This is a genomic window from Rothia nasimurium (genome assembly GCF_928381705.1).
In the GTDB taxonomy this organism is placed as follows: domain Bacteria; phylum Actinomycetota; class Actinomycetes; order Actinomycetales; family Micrococcaceae; genus Rothia; species Rothia nasimurium_G.
Genome location: NZ_CAKMSR010000007.1, coordinates 56875 through 75068, shown reverse-complemented (window position 1 = coordinate 75068; position 18194 = coordinate 56875). Strand labels below are relative to the sequence as shown.

The 18194-nt window shown below is 59.2% G+C and carries 13 protein-coding genes and 1 pseudogene; 9 read left to right on the top strand and 5 right to left on the bottom strand.

Going from position 1 to position 18194, the window contains the following annotated elements; all coding sequences use genetic code 11:
• Positions 1 to 690, top strand: coding sequence for an ABC transporter ATP-binding protein (locus tag L6762_RS07270; protein ID WP_237186328.1), 690 nt, complete (start codon positions 1 to 3; stop codon positions 688 to 690).
• The gene (locus L6762_RS07265) at positions 687 to 1979 is read left to right on the top strand and encodes an ABC transporter permease (RefSeq protein ID WP_237186326.1); all 1293 of its coding nucleotides are present in this window, start codon (positions 687 to 689) and stop codon (positions 1977 to 1979) included. Before L6762_RS07270 ends, L6762_RS07265 begins: the two co-directional genes overlap by 4 nt.
• A 112-nt stretch (positions 1980 to 2091) precedes the next feature.
• On the opposite strand, the gene L6762_RS07260 is transcribed toward L6762_RS07265, so the two are convergent.
• Positions 2092 to 3741, bottom strand: a complete 1650-nt coding sequence (locus tag L6762_RS07260) for a thiamine pyrophosphate-binding protein (protein ID WP_237186325.1) — start codon at positions 3739 to 3741, stop codon at positions 2092 to 2094.
• 257 nt (positions 3742 to 3998) lie between these two features.
• On the opposite strand from L6762_RS07260, the gene L6762_RS07255 reads away from it, so the two are divergent.
• Positions 3999 to 5057 carry a sugar phosphate isomerase/epimerase gene (locus L6762_RS07255; RefSeq protein ID WP_237186323.1) on the top strand — a complete coding sequence of 353 codons (1059 nt, stop codon included), beginning with the start codon at positions 3999 to 4001 and terminating at the stop codon, positions 5055 to 5057.
• A 90-nt stretch (positions 5058 to 5147) separates the two neighbouring features.
• Here the strand turns inward: L6762_RS07255 and L6762_RS07250 are convergent, their stop codons facing one another.
• The 4 genes and pseudogenes from L6762_RS07250 to L6762_RS07235 form a co-directional block, all read right to left on the bottom strand.
• Positions 5148 to 6002 carry a GNAT family N-acetyltransferase gene (locus L6762_RS07250; protein WP_237186321.1) on the bottom strand — a complete coding sequence of 285 codons (855 nt, stop codon included), beginning with the start codon at positions 6000 to 6002 and terminating at the stop codon, positions 5148 to 5150.
• Between the two features lie 17 nt (positions 6003 to 6019).
• Positions 6020 to 6229: pseudogene (locus tag L6762_RS07245) on the bottom strand (sodium:solute symporter); the annotation flags it as partial.
• Positions 6230 to 6432: 203 nt separating this feature from the next.
• Positions 6433 to 7842, bottom strand: coding sequence for an MFS transporter (locus tag L6762_RS07240; RefSeq protein WP_237186320.1), 1410 nt, complete (start codon positions 7840 to 7842; stop codon positions 6433 to 6435).
• A 27-nt stretch (positions 7843 to 7869) separates the two neighbouring features.
• Positions 7870 to 10935, bottom strand: coding sequence for a glycoside hydrolase family 2 TIM barrel-domain containing protein (locus tag L6762_RS07235; protein WP_237186318.1), 3066 nt, complete (start codon positions 10933 to 10935; stop codon positions 7870 to 7872).
• 246 nt (positions 10936 to 11181) lie between these two features.
• On the opposite strand from L6762_RS07235, the gene L6762_RS07230 reads away from it, so the two are divergent.
• The 6 genes from L6762_RS07230 (at position 11182) to L6762_RS07205 (ending at position 18059) form a co-directional block, all read left to right on the top strand.
• Positions 11182 to 11952 (top strand): DeoR/GlpR family DNA-binding transcription regulator, encoded by a 771-nt coding sequence (locus L6762_RS07230; RefSeq protein ID WP_237186317.1) that lies wholly within the window; start codon positions 11182 to 11184, stop codon positions 11950 to 11952.
• Entirely contained in the window at positions 11949 to 13073 is a 1125-nt protein-coding gene (gene galT, locus L6762_RS07225; protein ID WP_237186316.1) for a galactose-1-phosphate uridylyltransferase, read from the top strand. Before L6762_RS07230 ends, galT begins: the two co-directional genes overlap by 4 nt.
• 12 nt (positions 13074 to 13085) lie before the next feature.
• Positions 13086 to 14420, top strand: coding sequence for a galactokinase (gene galK / locus L6762_RS07220; RefSeq protein WP_237186315.1), 1335 nt, complete (start codon positions 13086 to 13088; stop codon positions 14418 to 14420).
• Between the two features lie 8 nt (positions 14421 to 14428).
• The gene (locus tag L6762_RS07215; protein WP_237186314.1) at positions 14429 to 15361 is read left to right on the top strand and encodes an aldose 1-epimerase family protein; all 933 of its coding nucleotides are present in this window, start codon (positions 14429 to 14431) and stop codon (positions 15359 to 15361) included.
• A gap of 389 nt (positions 15362 to 15750) precedes the next feature.
• Entirely contained in the window at positions 15751 to 16770 is a 1020-nt protein-coding gene (speB, locus tag L6762_RS07210) for an agmatinase (protein WP_237186479.1), read from the top strand.
• A 2-nt stretch (positions 16771 to 16772) separates the two neighbouring features.
• Positions 16773 to 18059, top strand: a complete 1287-nt coding sequence (locus L6762_RS07205; RefSeq protein ID WP_237186312.1) for a PLP-dependent aminotransferase family protein — start codon at positions 16773 to 16775, stop codon at positions 18057 to 18059.
• The last annotated feature ends 135 nt before the right edge of the window (positions 18060 to 18194 follow it).

The window sequence follows — 18194 nt, the reverse complement described above, 5'->3', positions numbered from 1 at the left end:
ATGAGCACTCTGCTCGATATGCGAGGTATCGTCAAAACCTTCAACGCGGGAACACCCAGCGCTATCACGGTGCTACCCGGTATCGACTTCCACGTGGACCACGGTGAATTCGTGTCAGTGGTCGGCCAGTCCGGCTCGGGTAAGACCACACTGATGAACATCATCGGCCTGCTCGACCGGGCCACCCAGGGTTATTACACCTTTGCCGGTGAGAATATCCCCTCCCTCAGTGATGACGAGCTAGCCTACTACCGTAGCCAGAACATCGGGTTTATCTTCCAGAGCTTCAACCTGGTGGGCCGTATTTCTGCCCTCAAGAACGTGGAAATGCCCATGATGTACGCCGGTATGAACCCCCGTGACCGCCGCGAACGCGCCGCCCACCTGCTAGAGCAGATGGGCATGGCCGACCGCATGAACCACAGCCCCGCAGCTCTCTCCGGTGGCCAGAAGCAGCGTGTTGCTATCGCCCGTGCCCTGGCCAACGACCCGCCCCTACTCCTGGCCGACGAGCCCACCGGTGCCCTGGACTCCCAGACCGGGCGCATGGTCATGGACCTCTTCCACGAGCTCAACCGTGAGCAGGGCAAGACCATCGTCTTCATTACCCACAACCCCGAACTGGCTGCTGAGACCGACCGCATCGTCACCATGGTCGATGGTCGGATTACAGAGGAGGTCTCGCAATGAACGTGCGTGAATCAATCTCCCTGGCCCTGGGGAGCCTGCGCAACAACAAGATGCGCTCCTTCCTTACCCTGCTTGGCATCATCGTGGGTATTGCTTCGGTCATTACGATTTTGACCCTGGGGCATTCGCTGAAAACTCAGGCCTCTGAGTCGATTGTGAGCTCCGGTGCTAACGACCTGATGGTGAGCGTGGTGCAGCGCCCCACTGAGGAGCAGGAAGAAGCGGGGCTGACCTCCGGCCCCATGGGTATGCCGAACGGGGAATACATCGAGCCCGCAGCTGAGTCCAAGTTCGACGAGGATAACATCGCCCGCCTCAAAGAGGCCCTGGGCGACAACATTGCGGGTATTCCCCTCGGGGCAAACTCCTACTTCGGCGTAGATCTGTTCGCCGGTGAGAATGAGGCCCCCTACACCAATGCCCAGTTCGTCAATATGGACTACCTGGAACTTAACCCGGTCACCCTGGTGGCGGGGCGCTCCCTGACCCAGGCGGATATGGACACCAAGCGGCCGGTCACCCTCCTTTCCATGGATCAGGCTGTCCCGCTCTTTGGCGACCCCCAGGCGGCAGTGGGAAGCGAAATTGATGTGCAGGCGGGGCTGACCTCGCGCACGGTTCTCGTGGTGGGTGTCTACCAGACCGAGATGGCTAGCGGCCCCTTTGCCTTCAACGGCCCCGGCTCGGTCTACCTGCCGCTGTCCCTAGAACCCGACTTCAACTCCTATAACAGCGACGGCTGGAATAGCATCACCGTGCGTCCCGCCGAAGGCAAGGACCTGGGGCAGGTCAAGGCCCTACTGCAGGCCCACCTGACCAGCATGTACCGTAGTGACGACCAGTTCATGGCTGAAATTCAAGACTTCTCAGCCATGACCGAGTCCTTCAATGCGGTACTGGACGGCATCAGCGCAGCTATCTCGGCTATCGCCGGTATCTCACTACTGGTAGGCGGCATTGGCGTCATGAACATTATGCTCGTGACCGTCACCGAACGTACCCGCGAAATCGGCATCCGCAAGGCCCTGGGGGCAACGCGAGGGGCAATCCGCCTACAGTTCGTGGTGGAGGCCATGATGGTCTGCCTGGTCGGCGGTATCCTCGGTGTTCTCATCGGTGGTGGCCTGGGCATGCTGGGAGCCAATATGCTGGGCACCTTCGTCTTCCCGCCGCTCAGCGCCGTGCTTCTAGCCCTGGGGTTCTCCCTGGCCATCGGTCTCTTCTTCGGCTACTACCCGGCCAACAAGGCGGCTAAGCTCGACCCCATCGACGCCCTGCGCTACGAGTAGCTATCCATCTCACCCCGGGTGAGCAGACGAAAAAAGGACGCCGCCCCGCACTTTCCTGCCAATTGGCAGGGAAGTGCGGGGCGGCGTCCTTATCTCTATGAGCTAGCTGCGCCTAGCGCAGGGTCTCACCAATCTTCAGGTGCACGACCGAGGGGCCGCTGGTAGCAAGAGCCTGCTGGACGGTCTCGGCCAGGGTGTCCATGGTGGCTGAGAAGCCTGTAGCGCCGAAGCCCTCGGCCAGTTTGACCCAGTCAGGCTGCACCAGGTCTACCGCTACAGGGGCGATGCCGCGGTCGCGCTCGTTCTGGCGGATCTCGCCGTAGCCGCCGTTCTCAACGCAGATGATGGGGAGGTCGAGCTGCTGCTCAACGGCGGTCATGAGCTCCTGGATGGCGAACATGAGGGCGCCGTCACCGAGTAGGCAGACCACCGGACGCTCGGGTGCAGCTACCTTGGCGCCGATAGCGGCGGGCAGGCCGTAGCCCAGGGTGGCGTAGGTTGCCATGTAGAGCAGGGAGTTGGGGCGGGCCGCCCGGTAGAAGGTGGTGGTGCCCATGTAGGTGACCTGGGAGGAGTCGCCGGCGATGATGGTGTCTTCGGGCAGGATCTCCATGATCTTCTCGTTGAGCTCTGCCAGTTCGGGCGCGATTGCCCGCCCCTCGTTGTCGAGGGCGTCGAAGATGTTTTGCAGGTCGCGGGGCTCGCGGGAGCCGGGAGCTAGGCCGAGCTCGGCGAGGGCGTCCAGAAGCTGCGGAATGACGGCCTTGGAGTTGCCCGGCAGCTCGATATCGGGGGTGATGTTGGTGAGCATCTGGTCGCGCGTAATATCGATGCGAATGACGGGGCCAGCGGGGCGGATGTCGCCGTCCCAGAGCTCCGCTTCACCGATCTTCGAGCCGATAATCAGCATGGCATCAGCCTCACGGCAGAAGGCGTGGGCTGCGCTCAGGCGCAGGTCAGCGCCGAGGGAGAGGCGGTGCTTTTCGGGAATGGCGCCCTTGCCGTTGACCGAGGTGATGACGGGAGCTTCCAGGGTTTCTGCCAGGCGCAGCAGGTCGGCTGCCGCGCCGATAGAGCCGCCACCGGCAACGATAATGGGTTTTTTCGATTCAGCCAGCATGCGGGCAGCCTCGCGCACATCGTCGATGGGTGCGGGCTGGGGCTTGCCGAGGGGACGGGCCTGCAGGATAGCGGGGTCAAGCTCAACCTCGCGTTCGAGCACGTCGAGGGGTACTTCGATGTGGATGGGGCGCGGACGGTTGTGGGCGAAGGAGCGGAAGGCGTTGTGGATGATGTCCACGGCCTCTTCGGCGGAGTTCACGCGGCGGGAGAACTCGACGATGGAGTTGACGGCACCGGTGGGGTTCTTGGTCTCGTGCAGGGCGCCGATGTCGCGGAACTCGTGACCCACGGGGCGGCCGGGGGAGAGGATAATCATGGGGCGCGACTCGGCATAGGCGGTGGCGGCACCCGAGAGGGAGTTGAGCAGGCCGGGGCCCGAAGTGGTGATGACGACGCCGGGCAGGCCGCGGGTCAGCGACCAGCCGTCCGCCCCGTAGGAGGCACCCTGCTCGTGGCGGGTAGTGACGGGGTGGATGTCGAGCTCTTCGAGGTGGCGGTAGAACTCGAGGTTGTGGGTGCCGGGAATGCCGAAAACGGTGTCGATGCCGTAGCTACGCAGGGTCGCCAGAATGGCGTAGCCGGCGTTGCGGCGGGGCTCTGTGGTTTCGCCGGAACGGTCGGGAAGTGATGGGTGAGTCATGGTGGCCTTTCGTGGGCGCGGGGTGCGGGCTTCCGCTTTAGCATACGGGGTCAATGCATAGATATGCGGGATTTTCGCTCCTGAAATGTTATGCGGAGCACAGTATGTTTATGAGCGGACGCGCGTGGCGACTTGGTTGCGCTGGGTGGCTCTGGTGGTAGGGGCTCTGTTATGGTTTCATGCTGCGTCACAGAAAGACATTAAGGGCAAATATTCAGTAGACTGATTAAACATTTGCAGTCAACTCCCAGGACACCATGCCTACTCGTCACACTTATCTTCTTGCCCTTGCGACCCTCTCTGCCCTCGTCCTGACAGGGTGCTCAGCTACTCCAGCTGATAACTCTGCGAGCGAAACCACCCCCACAACGGCCGCAAGCAGCTCGGCAACCGCCAGCCCCACACCCAGCGCGAGTGCGGCGGCGTCCTCACCTGCTCCTGCCACCTCGACCGCTAGCCCGTCCGCAAGTGCCAGCGCTACGGCGTCCGCTCCCGCACAAACCTCACGGGCCAACGCCCCTAAGAGCGAGGTGCTCGGCGGCGGCGACCAAATCTTTGCCCACCGCTATGTGGCACTCTACGGGAACCCCGGCGGCCCGTCCCTGGGAGTGCTCGGTGAGCAGGGCCCGGCTGAATCTGTTGCCCGGGTTAAAAATCTCGCCGCTGAATACCAGGCACACACCGACGAAAAGGTCATTCCCGCCTTTGAAATCATCACCACGGTAGCCAGCTCAGCTCCCGGGCCCGACGGCGATTACTCCGATGAGGCAACCATTGAAAGCCTGCGCCCGCTTGTCGATGAGGCCCGTAAAAACGGGGTCTACGTTATCTTGGACTTCCAGCCCGGCCGCAGTACCTTCACCGAGCAGGTCAAACAGTATGAGGAGTTGCTCAAGGAACCCCATGTTGGCCTGGGCATCGACCCTGAGTGGCGTATCTACCCCGGCCAGGTGCACCTGCAACAAATCGGTACTGTAGATGCCTCAGAAATCAATGAAACTCTGGACTACCTGGCGGCTCTGACCGATAAGCACCGCCTGCCCCAGAAAATGGTGGTGTTGCACCAGTTCACGCATTCCATGATCACCAACCGGGCGACACTCGATACGAGCCACCCGGAGTTGGCTCTTACCCTGCACGCGGACGGCCACGGCACACCTGAGCTGAAAAACTCTACCTACCAGGAGCTTATCCGCGATCTTGACCCGGCCATTAAGCCCTCGTGGAAGAATTTCTACGACGAGGACACCCCCACTCTGACCCCCGCCCAGACCTATGCCCTCACCCCCAAGCCCTATGTGGTGACCTACCAGTAGGGTCGGGGTTATCTGGCAAGCGAACCCTGGCGTGAATGTGACTTCTTTTCCCGAGCGGGCGTTTCTTTAACGCCCGCTCGGGAAAAGAAGTCACATTCGGCGTGAGGAGGCTGCCGGTATCTCCACTAGCCGGTACCAGCGTCCGCTCGCTCCGGTTTTTGCCCAGGCGGGGAATAGATGCGGGTCTGAGATGTGCCCGTCAGCTTCGACCGTACTGTGCCCTACGTCTGCTAGTTTTTCGAGGGAGCGTCGCAGGCAGGCCTCTAAGAGCAGTTCCCCCTGATTAGGAGCTGGGGTGGTTGTCTCTCCGCAGAGTTCAGGCTGGTCACCGGGGAAAACCGCTATGACCGCGCGCACCTGCCCGGCGGCGTCCACTGCGATTGACGAGTAGTCGTTGTAGGCTTCGGCGGCATGGCGTGCCAGTACCGGCCGGTGGTCGCCCGATACGGGGTGCCAGCTGGCGTGCGTCCACTCGTAAAAATCGATGTAGGCCTGCTCGAATTCTGGGTAGCTCACGCTGCGTGCAGAGCGGGCGGACGCGTGCTCCCGCAGGGCCTGCGCCGATGAAGTGGGTATGGCGGCGGGCGGAACCATCTGAATAGTCTGGGCACCCAGCGAGTCGGCTAAGTGCAGGGTCGGTTCGCCCAGATAGTCACGCATGAAGAAGGGTAGGGGAGCGGACGCCTGCGCCCGCGCCTGCCGGTAGAGGGCAGCACCTATACCCTGACGCCGCAGATGGGGCGCCACCGCAAGCTGGAGTTCATAGCGGGTGTGGTGGGCGCGGGCCGTCCACCAGGCAACAATTCCTATCAACTCTCTATCGTGATAGGCCAGGAGGCAGCGCGTGTGCTCATCGCGGGTGAAATCCGCGAAATACACGGCTTGCGCCCAGGCCGGCAGCTGCTCCCGATGGCCAGCTGGAGCTCCAGAATAAACCAGTTGCATACTAGCTATTCAGCCGTTCCTGCCAGGCCATAGGTATAGCCCAGGCCCACACCGCCCACGGTTGAGGCCCCGCCCAGCACTACCGCGCTCATGGTGCCGGTATAAAGGACGGGGCCTAGACGGCGACCTGCAACACGGAAGTCTTCGGTACTGTTGGCGCGGCGCTTGCCAAGGTACCCGAAGAAAACGAGGGCACCGAGGTAAAGCAGGATAATGGCGAGGTTCATGGGTCGCCTTTCGTGGTGATACGGCTTTAAGGTCGTGATGTAGCATACGCGATGGTTGTCACATATAGAAATTGTTGGTGAGCCTAGGAAGGCGTTTGTAGATCCCCCGCTGACCTCGATACGAGGAATACCTAATAACCGCATAAAAGCGTTGCACACCAGGGGAATGGCGTGCAACGCTTTTGGGGTTCAGCAGAATACTTTTACCTATCGAGCACCGTGTAATTGATAGGTGCGTTTTCCCTTAGTTCCTTGTTGGCTTTCTCCACCTTAAGCTGGGTGAGCAGGAGAAGAATGATGAGGTTGACCGCTGCCGGGATCCATAGGTACATGATGTAGAGCATCTGTAGTGCAGATTCTGATTGCTCCGGTGCGTTAGCGACGTAGCCGCTGAAAGCGAGTAGCCAGCCAGCGAGCGCAGTGCCTACACCGCCACCGATCTTGACGCCCAGTGAGGTTGCGGAGAACATGGTTCCATCTACCCTCTTCTTTTTGGAGAGGAAGGTGTATTCCGAGGCTTCAGCGATGAGTGCGTTGATGGTGCCCTGGAGGGGGCTCATTCCGATGGAGGCAATACCGGAGAAGACCAGCATCAGGGGGATATTGCCCATGTAGGCTGCCACGATTACAAGAACGCGGGCAACGAACGCGATGATGTAGCCGATGACGTTGATTTTGTACATGCCTTGGAATTTTTTCACCACGATGGGGGTGAAGAGCAGGCCAATGATGAGGGGGACGTTGATAGCCCAGGCGAAGGGGCCGAGGAGCTTGGCATCACCCAGGATATAGGTCATGAAGTAGATGCCCATGCTCAGTGTAGTGTTGAAAATCTGGTTGAGCAGGAAGACTGCAAGAATCAGGAGATAGAACTTGTTGCTTCCGAGCAGGCCGAGGGATTCTTTGAAGCTGTACTTCTCGGGAACAGGGTTGTTCCTCTCGTGAATGATGGGGATAGCCTGGGTTTCTTCTTCAAGGACTGATTTGGGGAGCTCCTTGACGGAGAAGACGGAGAGGGTATTGACGGCGAGGCCGATGAGGGCGTAGATGATGGCGATGGTGCGCCAGCCTTCTGCGCCGCCGCCGAACATTTCGACGCCTTGAACGGTGATGCTTTGAATGAGGAGGCTGGTGCCGAACGCAAACATGAAGCGGGTTGAACCCATCTGTACGCGTTCGTTACCGTTCTTGGTGATGAGTGAGGTGAGTGCGGAGTAGGCAATGTTGTTGGCGGTGTAGAACACGCCGTTGAGGAGGGTGTAGGCGATGAAGAACCAGGCGTACTGGGCGAAATCACCGAGTGATGGCGGAATCGCGAAGATGGCGATAATCATTGCGGCGCAGCCGACGTAGCCCCAGAGCATCCAGGGGCGTGCTTTACCCATGCGGGTGTTGGTTTTGTCGATCATTGCCCCAAAGAAGAGGTCGGAAACGCCGTCAAAAATCTTGGAGACAAGAATGAGGGTGCCGATAATTCCTGGGTTGAGTCCTACCGTGTCGGTAAGGTAAATCATCACGAATGATGCGAGGAAGGCGTAGACCACGTTGCCGGCAACATCGCCGGAACCGTAACCTACTACGTTGTACCATTTCAGGTATTTTGTTTCTTTCATTGTGTTACCTTTTGCCTGTTTCTCGCGCTATAGGGTGGGGGCGAGAGTGAAACCAAAGTTGATGTTTTGTGCGTTGAGTTTGTACTCGTCTAAGACTTCGGGGCCGCAGCTGTTGGACCCGATTCCGTTGTGGGCGTAGTCGAGGCAGAGGACTGTTGAGTCGGCTTCGACCAGCTCGAAATTATGGTTTTTGTTCGTCAGCTCTTCCTGCGTGTAGTGGGAGGCGCTGAACGAGAAGGGGTGTTCGGAGGCTACAGAGAGCTGATGGTGGGGGCTTGATAGGTGGACGTAGTCGCAGTCGAATCGGCTACCGTTTTCCTGCGGCATGATGTAGTCCTCGTGGAGATCTTCGACGGAAGATTGGAAGGTGCCGTGGTAGCTTGCTTCGTGTTTGTCGCTGTAGCTTTCATGGGGACCCATGCCGAAGTACTCAACATCGGCAAAAGACTTGTCGAGGAAGAGGCGAACTCCGAAGCGGGGGAGATCGGGGAATTCTGGGGCGCGTTCGATGTTGAATCGAGCGGTGATTTTTCCGTCGTTTGTGACGTTCCAGAGGACGGTGCCGGTGAAGATGGGTTGCACTGTGGGGGCTACCATGCTCAGGGTGCAGGAGATGGTGACACCGTTTTCGGTGTGCGTGTATCCACTGGTGTAGACCCTTGAGTAGGCCTGGTGGTAGTGCGCTTCTGCCCATTTGAGTTTGATGTACATGTCATTATCTGTGGGTGCCCGCCAGATATTGATGTTCATGGGCTGGGTGAGGAGGTTGTGGTCTTTGGTGGAGAGCTGGTCGAATACACCGGTTCGTCGGTTGAAGGTGTAGGTGAATCCATCGCCTTGGACGGTGTAGTGCTTACCTGTTTCGGTTACAGCGAGGTTCTGTGCGTTGTTGGTGGTGCCCAGAATATCTAGTGCCTTGGCATGGGTGGGGTTGATGGTGTGGACGGGTACTTCGTCGCGGCCGAGGAAGAGGCCTGTGGGAAGTAGGGGGAGGTCCTTCTTGAGAATGTATTCGATGTGGAGGTAGCAGCGTCCGCTGGTGAGCGAAGGTGCCTCAAGGTTAATGGTGGTTTCTTGGTGGGGGAGGAATGCCTGCTCAAAGTGGTAGGTGCCTGATGCTACTTCTATGCCGTCCTGGCTGAAGGTGTATTTCAGTTCTATGGCTTCTTGTGCGTCGGTGAAGTCAAGGTAGTTCTTGAGGGTGAGGGAGCCGGATACGGTGTCGAAGGAGACGACTCTGAGGGGGCGGTAGACGTTGCGGTATTCGAGGAGACCAACGTGGGGAGTGCGGTCGGGGTAGACAAGGCCGTCCATGCAGAAGTTTCCGTCGTGTACTTCTTCGCCGTGGTCGCCGCCGTAGAGGTATTTGGGTGTGCCATTTTCGGTGGTACCAGCGTAGATGGCGTGGTCGCACCATTCCCAAACGAAGCCGCCGCACATTGCCTGGTTCTGGTCGATGACCTGGAAGTAGTCTTCGAGGTTGCCGGGGCCGTTGCCCATAGCGTGGGCGTACTCGACGAGGAGGAAGGGCTTATTGGAGTTGCTGTTGAGGTACTGTTCGATGTCCTCGAAGGGCGGGTACATGCGGCTGTAGAGGTCGATGTTGGAGTAGTCGTAGCGGCGCTTTTTGTCGTCGTAGTAGGCGCTTTCGTACTGGGTGATTCGGGTGGTGTCGTAGGACTTGACCCAGGCGAGGGACTTTTCGAGGGTAACGCCGTAGCCGCATTCGTTACCTGCTGACCAGGAGACAATGCTGGGGCGGTTCTTTTCGCGGAGCACGCAGAGCTGGACACGGTCGAGTGTTGCTTCAGTCCATTCTGGATTGTCTGAGATGCGTTCGTTCCAGTGATTTACCTGGTTGTCGAAGGAGCCATCTTCGAGGTACTGGACCTGGGTGCCGTGGCTTTCGTTGTCGGCTTCGCTCATGACGAGGAACCCGTACTCATCGCACATTTGGTAGAAGTAGGGGGAGTTGGGGTAGTGGCTGCTACGGATAGCGTTGAAGTTGTGCTGTTTGATGAGCCCGAGGTCGCGTTTGATGTGGTTGTAGTCCACGGTTGGGCCGGTGACGGGGTCGGAGTCGTGGCGGTTTACGCCGCGGAAGGTGATGGGCTTGCCGTTGAGCAGAATGACATTGTGTTCAATGCGAATGGTGCGGACGCCCACGCGTTCGGTGATGACCTCGTCCTGGGTTTTTAGGTGGAGGGTGTAGAGGTAGGGGTTTTCTGGGTTCCAGGTATGGGCGTTAGGGATATGAAGGGTTGCTGAGTGAGTGAAGTTGGGGTTGGCAGCATTGGGTGTGAGCGTGGAGCTCGCTACCTCTTCGCCTTCAGCGTTGGTGAGGGTGAGTATGGTGTGTGTTTCTTGGCTGAGGAAGTGTGCCGCGATGTTGAGGGTCGCGTCGCTGGTTTTTTCGTTGAGGTTGGTGGTGATGAAGTAGTCGTAGAGGGCGTGGCGGGGGCGGCTGAGAATGTAGACGTCTCGGAAGATGCCGCTCATGCGGAATTTGTCCTGGTCTTCGAGGTAGGAGCCATCGCACCACTTGTAGACAAGTACGGTGAGGCGGTTTGAGCCGTTGGTGAGGTATTCGGTGATGTCGAATTCGCTGCTTGCGTGGGATACCTGGCTGTAGCCGATGTAGCTTCCGTTGACCCAGAGGTAGAAGCATGAATCAACGCCTTCAAAGGTGAGGTGGGCGAGCGGGGCCTGCTGATCCTGGGTGTACTGGAAGTCTAGAGTGTAAAGACCGCAGGGGTTTTCGTGGGGTACGAAGGGTGGGTCAAGAGGGAAGGGGTATTTGAAGTTGGTGTACTGGTGGGTGTCGAAGCCCTGGGTTTGCCAGGCGCCCGGGACGATGATGGGGGACGCGTCGGTGTGGGCGTATGTGGCAGTGTGGAAGTCCTGTGGTAGTTCGGAATCGTCGTTGAAGTAGGTGAACTGCCAGGTTCCATTGAGGTTGAGGAAGCGGTCGGAGGACTCACGGTTGTTCACCAGCGGGCCCATGTCATGGGAGGCAGGGACGTAGTAGGCCCGGGGGGCGAGGACGTTCTCGTGGAGAACGTTGAGGCTCTCGTGGTGCTTGGTGGGGTACATGCTCTCTTGTCCTTCCTGATGGAATTGGCTGAACCTCGGGTCCTGTTGCTATCGAGAGGGCTGAGGTTCAAGCCCTACGGTGTTCATATTAGTTCAAGATTGTTGCTTTTTGTAGATATCTGAACAAAAAATCGTTCCTTTTTGTTCAAAAGACTCATTTTGAGCATGTTTCAGCTCTGGAAATGCTTGTTTTTGTTTGATATTGTTCAGTTTAGAAGAAGTCGTTACAACCGGAATGAGGTTTAAGTGCTGGCTCAACAACGCCACAACGCAATCGTTGCAAAAGTACAGGAAAAAGGCACTGTTCAGGTCCAAGATCTGGCTGGCCTGCTGAATGTATCTGCGATGACGATTCGCCGTGACCTGGCAGAACTAGAAGAACAGGGGTTACTGAGCAGGGTTCACGGAGGTGCAACTATCTCTGAATCTACCCATGAGCCAATCTTTGCTGAGAAGACCACGCTCAACGCAGAGTCGAAAGCAAAAATTGCAAAGGCCGCAGCCCAGCTAGTCCGAAGCGGCCAATCAATTGCAATCGGCGGAGGGTCAACCAGCGCACGCCTTGCCCAAGAAATAGCTGCCCGCACAGAGCTTGAGAACCTCACCATCGTCACGAACTCCCTCCCCGTCTCTGACTTCTTCCACGGGTTAGCTGATACAAAGAACAAGCCCAAAGTGCTCCTTATCGGCGGTGAGCGCACACCCTCTGACGCCTTCGTTGGACCGCTTGCGGACGCAACCCTGGCAAACCTCAACATCGATGTTCTGTTTCTGGGTGCTCACGGGGTGACTCTGAAAGGCATGTACACCCCCAACATGAACGAGACCAGTACTAACAGAACTTTTATCGCAAACGCCCACGACACCGTGGCTGTTTTCGACTCCAGTAAATGGAATGTGGCTGGGCTATCTCGGTTTGCCTCCTGGGCAGACATCAACACCGTCGTCACCGACGAACTCACCCAGGAACGACACAACTTCCTATCCGACAACGTAGCTAAGGTGATTACCGCATGACCAACGTAAAAGTTACTAAAGGAACCCTCGCAGACGGGCGAGAAATCATCTTCTTCGATGACTCTGAACCCTACGTCTCAGGCCGGAAAACCCGAACCATCCGCGATACCCGCCCCCTGGAACCTCGCACTCTGCCTCCCCACGAAGCTGCCTGCGTGCGTACCGACCCTCTGACCGGCGAATCAATTGCTATCGCCGCTCACCGCAACAACCGAACCTTCCTGCCGCCTGCTGATGAGGACCCCCTGGCACCTGCTGGCGTAGGAACCGTACCCGGTGAAATCCCGGAAGAATCCTACGACGTTGTTGTCTTTGAAAACCGTTTCCCTTCACTGCAAGGGCCGCTAGAGACCCTCCGAGACGAGCCCCTTTTCAAGGAGACCACACCAGGCGGCCGTTGCGAGGTTATCAGCTTCACCTCAGACCAGTACGGTTCTTTTGGCTCCCTCAGCTATGAACGGGCACGCACCGTTGTAGAAGCTTGGACCCACCGCACCAAGGAGCTCTCAGCCCTCGACGGAGTCGTACAGGTCTTTCCTTTCGAAAACCGTGGAGAAGAAATTGGTGTAACCCTGCCCCACCCCCACGGTCAGATCTACGCCTACCCCTACATGCCGTCCTATACAGCTTCTGTTGCACGGCGAGCAGACGCATGGGCATCAGAAACCGGTGGAGACCTCCTGGGAGATGTTCTCGCTGCGGAACTTGCAGCAGAAGAACGAATCATTAGGAAAACCGACTCCTTTGTGGCGTATGTACCGTATGCCGCCAAGTGGCCTGTAGAACTTATGGTCATGCCCAAACGCCCGGTTCGTGACTTCACAGAACTTACCGAAGCAGAAAAAGACGAACTCACCGAGCTGTACCTAGACCTGTTGCATCGACTCGACAAATTCTTCGAAGGGGTAGACAAACTCCCCTACATCTCAGCCTGGCACCAGGCCCCCATCATCGGCGGAAAAAACGTCTCACGCATGTACCTCCACGTTTTCTCCCTCCTGCGTGCCCCCGGAAAGATGAAATACCTGGCTGGCTCAGAATCCGCTATGGCCGCGTGGGTATCTGACACCACACCCGAGCGTATCGCCACCCGATTCAAAGAACTTGCTTCTGACGCATAAAGGAAACACACCATGCCTGCTATCTGGAAGAACACCGTACCTGCACAGACACTCCGCAAGAACGTCGAAGACCGCTTCTATACTTCCTTTGGGGAAGCCCCTTACGGAGTGTACTCAGCCCCTGGGCGCGTCAACCTTCTGGGCGAACACATCGACTACTGCGGTGGCACCGTCCTTCCCTTTGCCCTCCCCCAACGCACCTTCGTAGCAATGACCCCCCGCCAAGACGGAAAAATTACGGCAGTCACCGCTCAGGGTGATGCCGGTTCAACCGCCCCTGATAACAATACTGAAACCGTTCAGTTTGCTGAGGTGGGCACCCAGCCCCTCTCCGGCTGGCTCTCCTACGTTGCAGGTGTTCCCTGGGCTATGCAACAGCAAAAGCAGGGCGATTTTGCTGGTTTCTCGCCGGAAGGGTTCGGCGCCAACATCGCCATCGACTCTTCCGTCCCCCTGGGTGCAGGACTCTCATCATCAGCTGCCCTAGAGTGCGCTGTAGCTCTCGGCGTTGACGACCTGCTAACCGCCCAACAGCCCACTAGAGAACTTCTCGCCAGCACCGACCAGGGACGTGCCGCACTGGCCTCAGCCTGTATCCAAGCAGAAAACGACATCGCAGGGGCCTCAACAGGGGGCATGGACCAGTCAATTTCCCTCCGTGCAGAAGAAGGCTCCGTCCTCGCCATCGACTGCCGCGACTTCTCCACCCGCCCTCTTACCATCGATGTCGCCTCAGCCAACCTCTCCGTACTCGTGATAGACACCCGTGCCTACCACAACCTCTCCGACGGGCAATACGCCGCCCGACGGGCAGCAACCGAGGTTGCCCGCGAAGCCCTGGGCGTGAACTACCTCCGAGACGCTTTCCAAGGAACCCCCACCCTCAAAGAAGCCCAAGAACTCATCGAACAGTGGGATAACAACGTAGACTCCTACAACCTGCCCGACGGAACAGACCGGGCAGTAATCCGTGATGCCCTACGCCATGTCTGGACCGAAATTGCCCGCGTTGAAGAATGTATCGCCCTCTTCGACAACGTAAACTCACCAGCCGATGACGTATGGGAAAAGCTCGGTGAACTCCTCAACGCCTCCCACGACTCCCTCCGTGATCAGTACCGAGTCTCATGCCCCGAACTAGACACCGCAGTGAACGCCGCCCGCGAAGCAGGAGCACTAGGAGCCCGCATGACAGGAGGTGGCTTCGGTGGCTCTGCTATTGCACTGGTTCCTACTGAAAACCTGACGAACCTCGCTGAAGCAGTTGCAGAAGCATTCGACCATGAAGGCTTCAACCCCCCAGAGTTCTTGGTAGCCACCCCCTCCCGATCCGCGGAGAAGGAGTAAGACCCCCCATGTCCACCTCCACCCAGAACCAGCCACAGGGAGCCGCAGTCACCCTCAAACACTCCGGCTACCAAGCAATAATTACCGAAGTCGGTGCCAACCTCTCATCGCTCACTTCCCCCAAAGGGCGCCAGCTCGTACTCCCCGCCCCACCACACAAAATACGAGAAGCCGCTCGAGGCGCCCTCCTAGCCCCCTGGCCCAACCGCATAGCAGAAGGCCGATACACCTGGAAGGGCGCCGAGTACCAGCTGCCCATCAATGAACCCACCCTTAGAAATGCAATCCACGGACTCGCTGACTGGACCCGCTGGGAACTCAACCAAGCAATTAACACCCCCGACTCATCATCAGTCACTGCCAATCTCCACCTAGTACCCCAACCCGGCTACCCCTTCCCCCTCAAACTCACCGCAACCTACACCCTCACCGCCCAAGGGCTCACCACAACCTTCACCGCACTCAATACTGGAGAAACAACAGCCCCCTACGCCCTCGGCGCACACCCCTACCTCATGGCAGGCACAGAACAGGAAACCCCCGGCGCAGTCGACTCATGGAACCTCACTGCTCCTGTCTCTACCTACCTCAAGGTCAACGAATCCATGATTCCCACCCAGGAACTCCCCCTCACCGAAGACCTCAATCTCGCAGATACACTCCCCCTCAAGGGCATAAATCTCGACCACGCCTTTGGAGGAATCCAAAAAACTGCTGGAGAAGCACACATCGTCCTCACCGCTCCCAACGGTGAAGCCACCCGACTAACAATCGGAGACGGTATCGAATGGTTGCAGTTCTATACAGACGGAACTCAGCGGCGAGCCCTTGCTGCTGAACCCATGACAGCCCCCGCAAACGCCTTCAACAGCGGCACAGACCTCATTGAACTAGAACCACACCAAAGCCACACCAGCTGGTGGCGAATCCAAGAAGACTAGGGGCAAACCGGCTGCATATAAAAGTGTGGGACTTTGCGCCATAGTGCCCTCATATTTTTTATGCCCGCCCTGCTGCAAATTTATGCACCCCCGCCCCTGTCCTGAGCGGTAAGGACGCTTGCCCCCGCCCGGGTACCCCCGGAGGCTTGGCATAGCTTTACCGGCACCTGAATAAGTATCGGTAGCGCAGGCCTGCCAGCTGGAGAACCTGCCCCGCCGCTGCCCCGCAGGCGGGTTATAGTGGTAGCGATTCTAGTGCGCCCGGCCACACTAGCCCCGGGCTTAGCCCGCACCCAACCTGTCCCGCGCACTGAGCCAGCTACCCGCGTCCTAACCTTCTTGGAGAACCCGTGACTCAAGCCTTCTTCTCAGCTGACCCCAACCGCGTCATCGCCACCGGAGCCGACGGCGTCGAACGCGTCGGCCCCGTCAACGCCGCCGAAGTACCCCGCTGGGCCGGCCTTGCCACCTTCGCCCGCCTGCCCCGCCTGGATCAGGTCGAGAAAGCCGACATCGTCGTAGCCGGTATGCCCTGGGACTCCGGCGTCTCCTACCGCCCCGGCGCCCGCTTCGGCTCCAACCACGTGCGCGAATCCTCCCGCCTACTGCGCCCCTTCAACCCGGCTGCCAACATCTCCCCCTTCAAAGAAGCCCAGGTGGCCGACGCCGGTGACATCATCGGCAACCCCTTCAACATCGAAGAAGCCCTCGCCATGTTTGAGGCAGGGGCCCACGAACTCACCAAGGACGGCGCCCGCCTGGTCACCATCGGCGGCGACCACACCATAGCGCTCGCCAACCTGCGCAACCTGGCCAAGAAGCACGGCAAAATCGCCCTACTACATTTCGACGCCCACCTGGACACCTGGGACACCTACTTCGGCGCCGAATACACCCACGGTACCCCCTTCCGCCGCGCCTTCGAAGAAGACCTGCTCGACACCGACGCCCTCTGCCACGTGGGCACCCGCGGCCCCCTCTACGGCACCGAAGACCTTGAGGACGATGCCCGCTTCGGCTTTGGCATCGTCACCAGTGCGGACGTCTACTACCTGGGCGTGCAGAAGGTCGTTGAGCTGCTGCGGGAGCGCATTGGTGATAAGCCGCTCTACGTTTCCATCGACATCGACGTGCTCGACCCCGCCCACGCACCAGGCACCGGCACCCCCGAAGCGGGCGGCATTACCTCCCGTGAACTGCTCGAAATCCTGCGCGGCCTGCGCGGGCTCAACCTGGTGGGCTCCGAGGTTGTTGAAGTGTCCCCGGCCTACGACCACGCCGAACTGACCGGCATCGCCGCCGCCCACACCGTCTACGAACTCATCTCCCTGCACGCCGCCGGGGTAGGTGCTGAGCCGACCTCACCGGCGTCCGGCGTTGCCGACATTACCTACGGTGGCAAGGAGTAACCATGAGCAAGATTGCAGCCCTACTAGCTGAAGCTAACCCTGCCGAAGCCCGCATCATGCGCCACTTCGCTGACCGCGCCGCCGGGTTCCGCCCGTCCGCTGTGCGTGACGTCTTTGAGGTGGCCATGCGCCCCGGCATTATTTCCCTGGCAGGTGGCAACCCCGACCTAGACCTGCTACCCCTTGATACCCTCGGGGCTATGAGCGCCCGCATTATCGAAGAAGAGGGGCTGGAAGTCCTGCAGTACGGCTCAGGTGCTGGTCTGGAAGCCCTCGCCGAGCTAGTCTGCGACTTCATGGAATCTGAGGGTGCCCGCCCGGCTGTCGATGATATTCAGATGACCGCGGGTTCCCAGATGGGCCTGGACCTGGCCACCAAGCTCTTCGTCAACCCCGGCGACGTGATCCTGGCTGAGGGCCCCACCTACACCGGCGCCCTGGGCGTCTTTGAGGGCTACCAGGCGGACGTCCGCCAGGTACCCCTGGACGCGGACGGCCTCGACCCCGCCGCCGTCGCTCGGGCTATTGAGGCGATTCGGGCTGAGGGTAAGCAGGTTAAGTTCCTCTACACCATCCCCAACTTCCAGAACCCCACCGGCATTTCCCTGTCGGATGAGCGCCGCGCCGAGCTGGTGCGCGTCTGCCGCGAAGCCGACGTGCTGATCGTTGAGGATAACCCCTACGGCCAGCTCTCCTTCACCGGGGAACGCCGCCGCTCCCTCTACTCGCTGGACCCCGAGAACGTGCTCTACCTGGGCTCCTTCTCGAAGGTTTTCTCGCCCGGCGTGCGCGTGGGCTGGATGGTTGCCCCCTTCCGCGTACGTAAGTTCCTGCAGATTGCGGGCGAAGCTGTAACGATTTGCCCGTCGGTGCTCTCGCAACGCCTGGTGCTGGGCTTCATGAGCGAGGGCCTGTGGGAGTCCCACACCCGCGCCACCGCCGCCCTCTATGAGGCCCGCTGCAAGGCCGTGCTGGACGCCTGCGAGAAGTACATGCCCGAAGGCACCACCTGGACGGTGCCCGAGGGCGGCTTCTTCACCTGGCTGACCCTGCCCGCCGGTGGCAAGTATGAGGACGCGACGGACGCCCTCGCCCCCGCGATCGACGCAGGTGTGGTTTTCATTCCCGGCTCGGCTTTCTACGAGCCGGTGGTTGGTTCAGATGGTGTTTCGCGAAACCCCGGCGCCAACCAGCTACGCATCGCCTTCTCAGCCATCGAGCCGGACGCCCTGACCGAGGGTGTGAGGCGGTTAGCTGAGGTCATCGGGAGCGAGCATGCGAGCTCCTAAGAGATGACCGAAGCGGGTGGGGCGGAGCGGCTGGAGAACCTGTCAAAGATTGAACATGTGACCTGGATCTGTCAAAAAATCCCGAAATTTTTAACATATCAGTGGTTTTTGGGGCTTATATGTCAAAAAATGGGT

What these genes read in the sequence shown, in the direction of transcription:
- L6762_RS07255 (WP_237186323.1), top strand. Translation starts at nt 3,999, where the DNA reads ATGCCTACTCGTCACACTTATCTTCTTGCCCTTGCGACCCTCTCTGCC.
- L6762_RS07205 (WP_237186312.1), top strand. Translation starts at nt 16,773, where the DNA reads ATGAGCAAGATTGCAGCCCTACTAGCTGAAGCTAACCCTGCCGAAGCC.
- L6762_RS07260 (WP_237186325.1), bottom strand. Translation starts at nt 3,741, where the DNA reads ATGACTCACCCATCACTTCCCGACCGTTCCGGCGAAACCACAGAGCCC.
- galK (WP_237186315.1), top strand. Translation starts at nt 13,086, where the DNA reads ATGCCTGCTATCTGGAAGAACACCGTACCTGCACAGACACTCCGCAAG.
- L6762_RS07215 (WP_237186314.1), top strand. Translation starts at nt 14,429, where the DNA reads ATGTCCACCTCCACCCAGAACCAGCCACAGGGAGCCGCAGTCACCCTC.
- L6762_RS07270 (WP_237186328.1), top strand. Translation starts at nt 1, where the DNA reads ATGAGCACTCTGCTCGATATGCGAGGTATCGTCAAAACCTTCAACGCG.
- L6762_RS07265 (WP_237186326.1), top strand. Translation starts at nt 687, where the DNA reads ATGAACGTGCGTGAATCAATCTCCCTGGCCCTGGGGAGCCTGCGCAAC.
- L6762_RS07235 (WP_237186318.1), bottom strand. Translation starts at nt 10,935, where the DNA reads ATGTACCCCACCAAGCACCACGAGAGCCTCAACGTTCTCCACGAGAAC.
- L6762_RS07240 (WP_237186320.1), bottom strand. Translation starts at nt 7,842, where the DNA reads ATGAAAGAAACAAAATACCTGAAATGGTACAACGTAGTAGGTTACGGT.
- galT (WP_237186316.1), top strand. Translation starts at nt 11,949, where the DNA reads ATGACCAACGTAAAAGTTACTAAAGGAACCCTCGCAGACGGGCGAGAA.
- L6762_RS07250 (WP_237186321.1), bottom strand. Translation starts at nt 6,002, where the DNA reads ATGCAACTGGTTTATTCTGGAGCTCCAGCTGGCCATCGGGAGCAGCTG.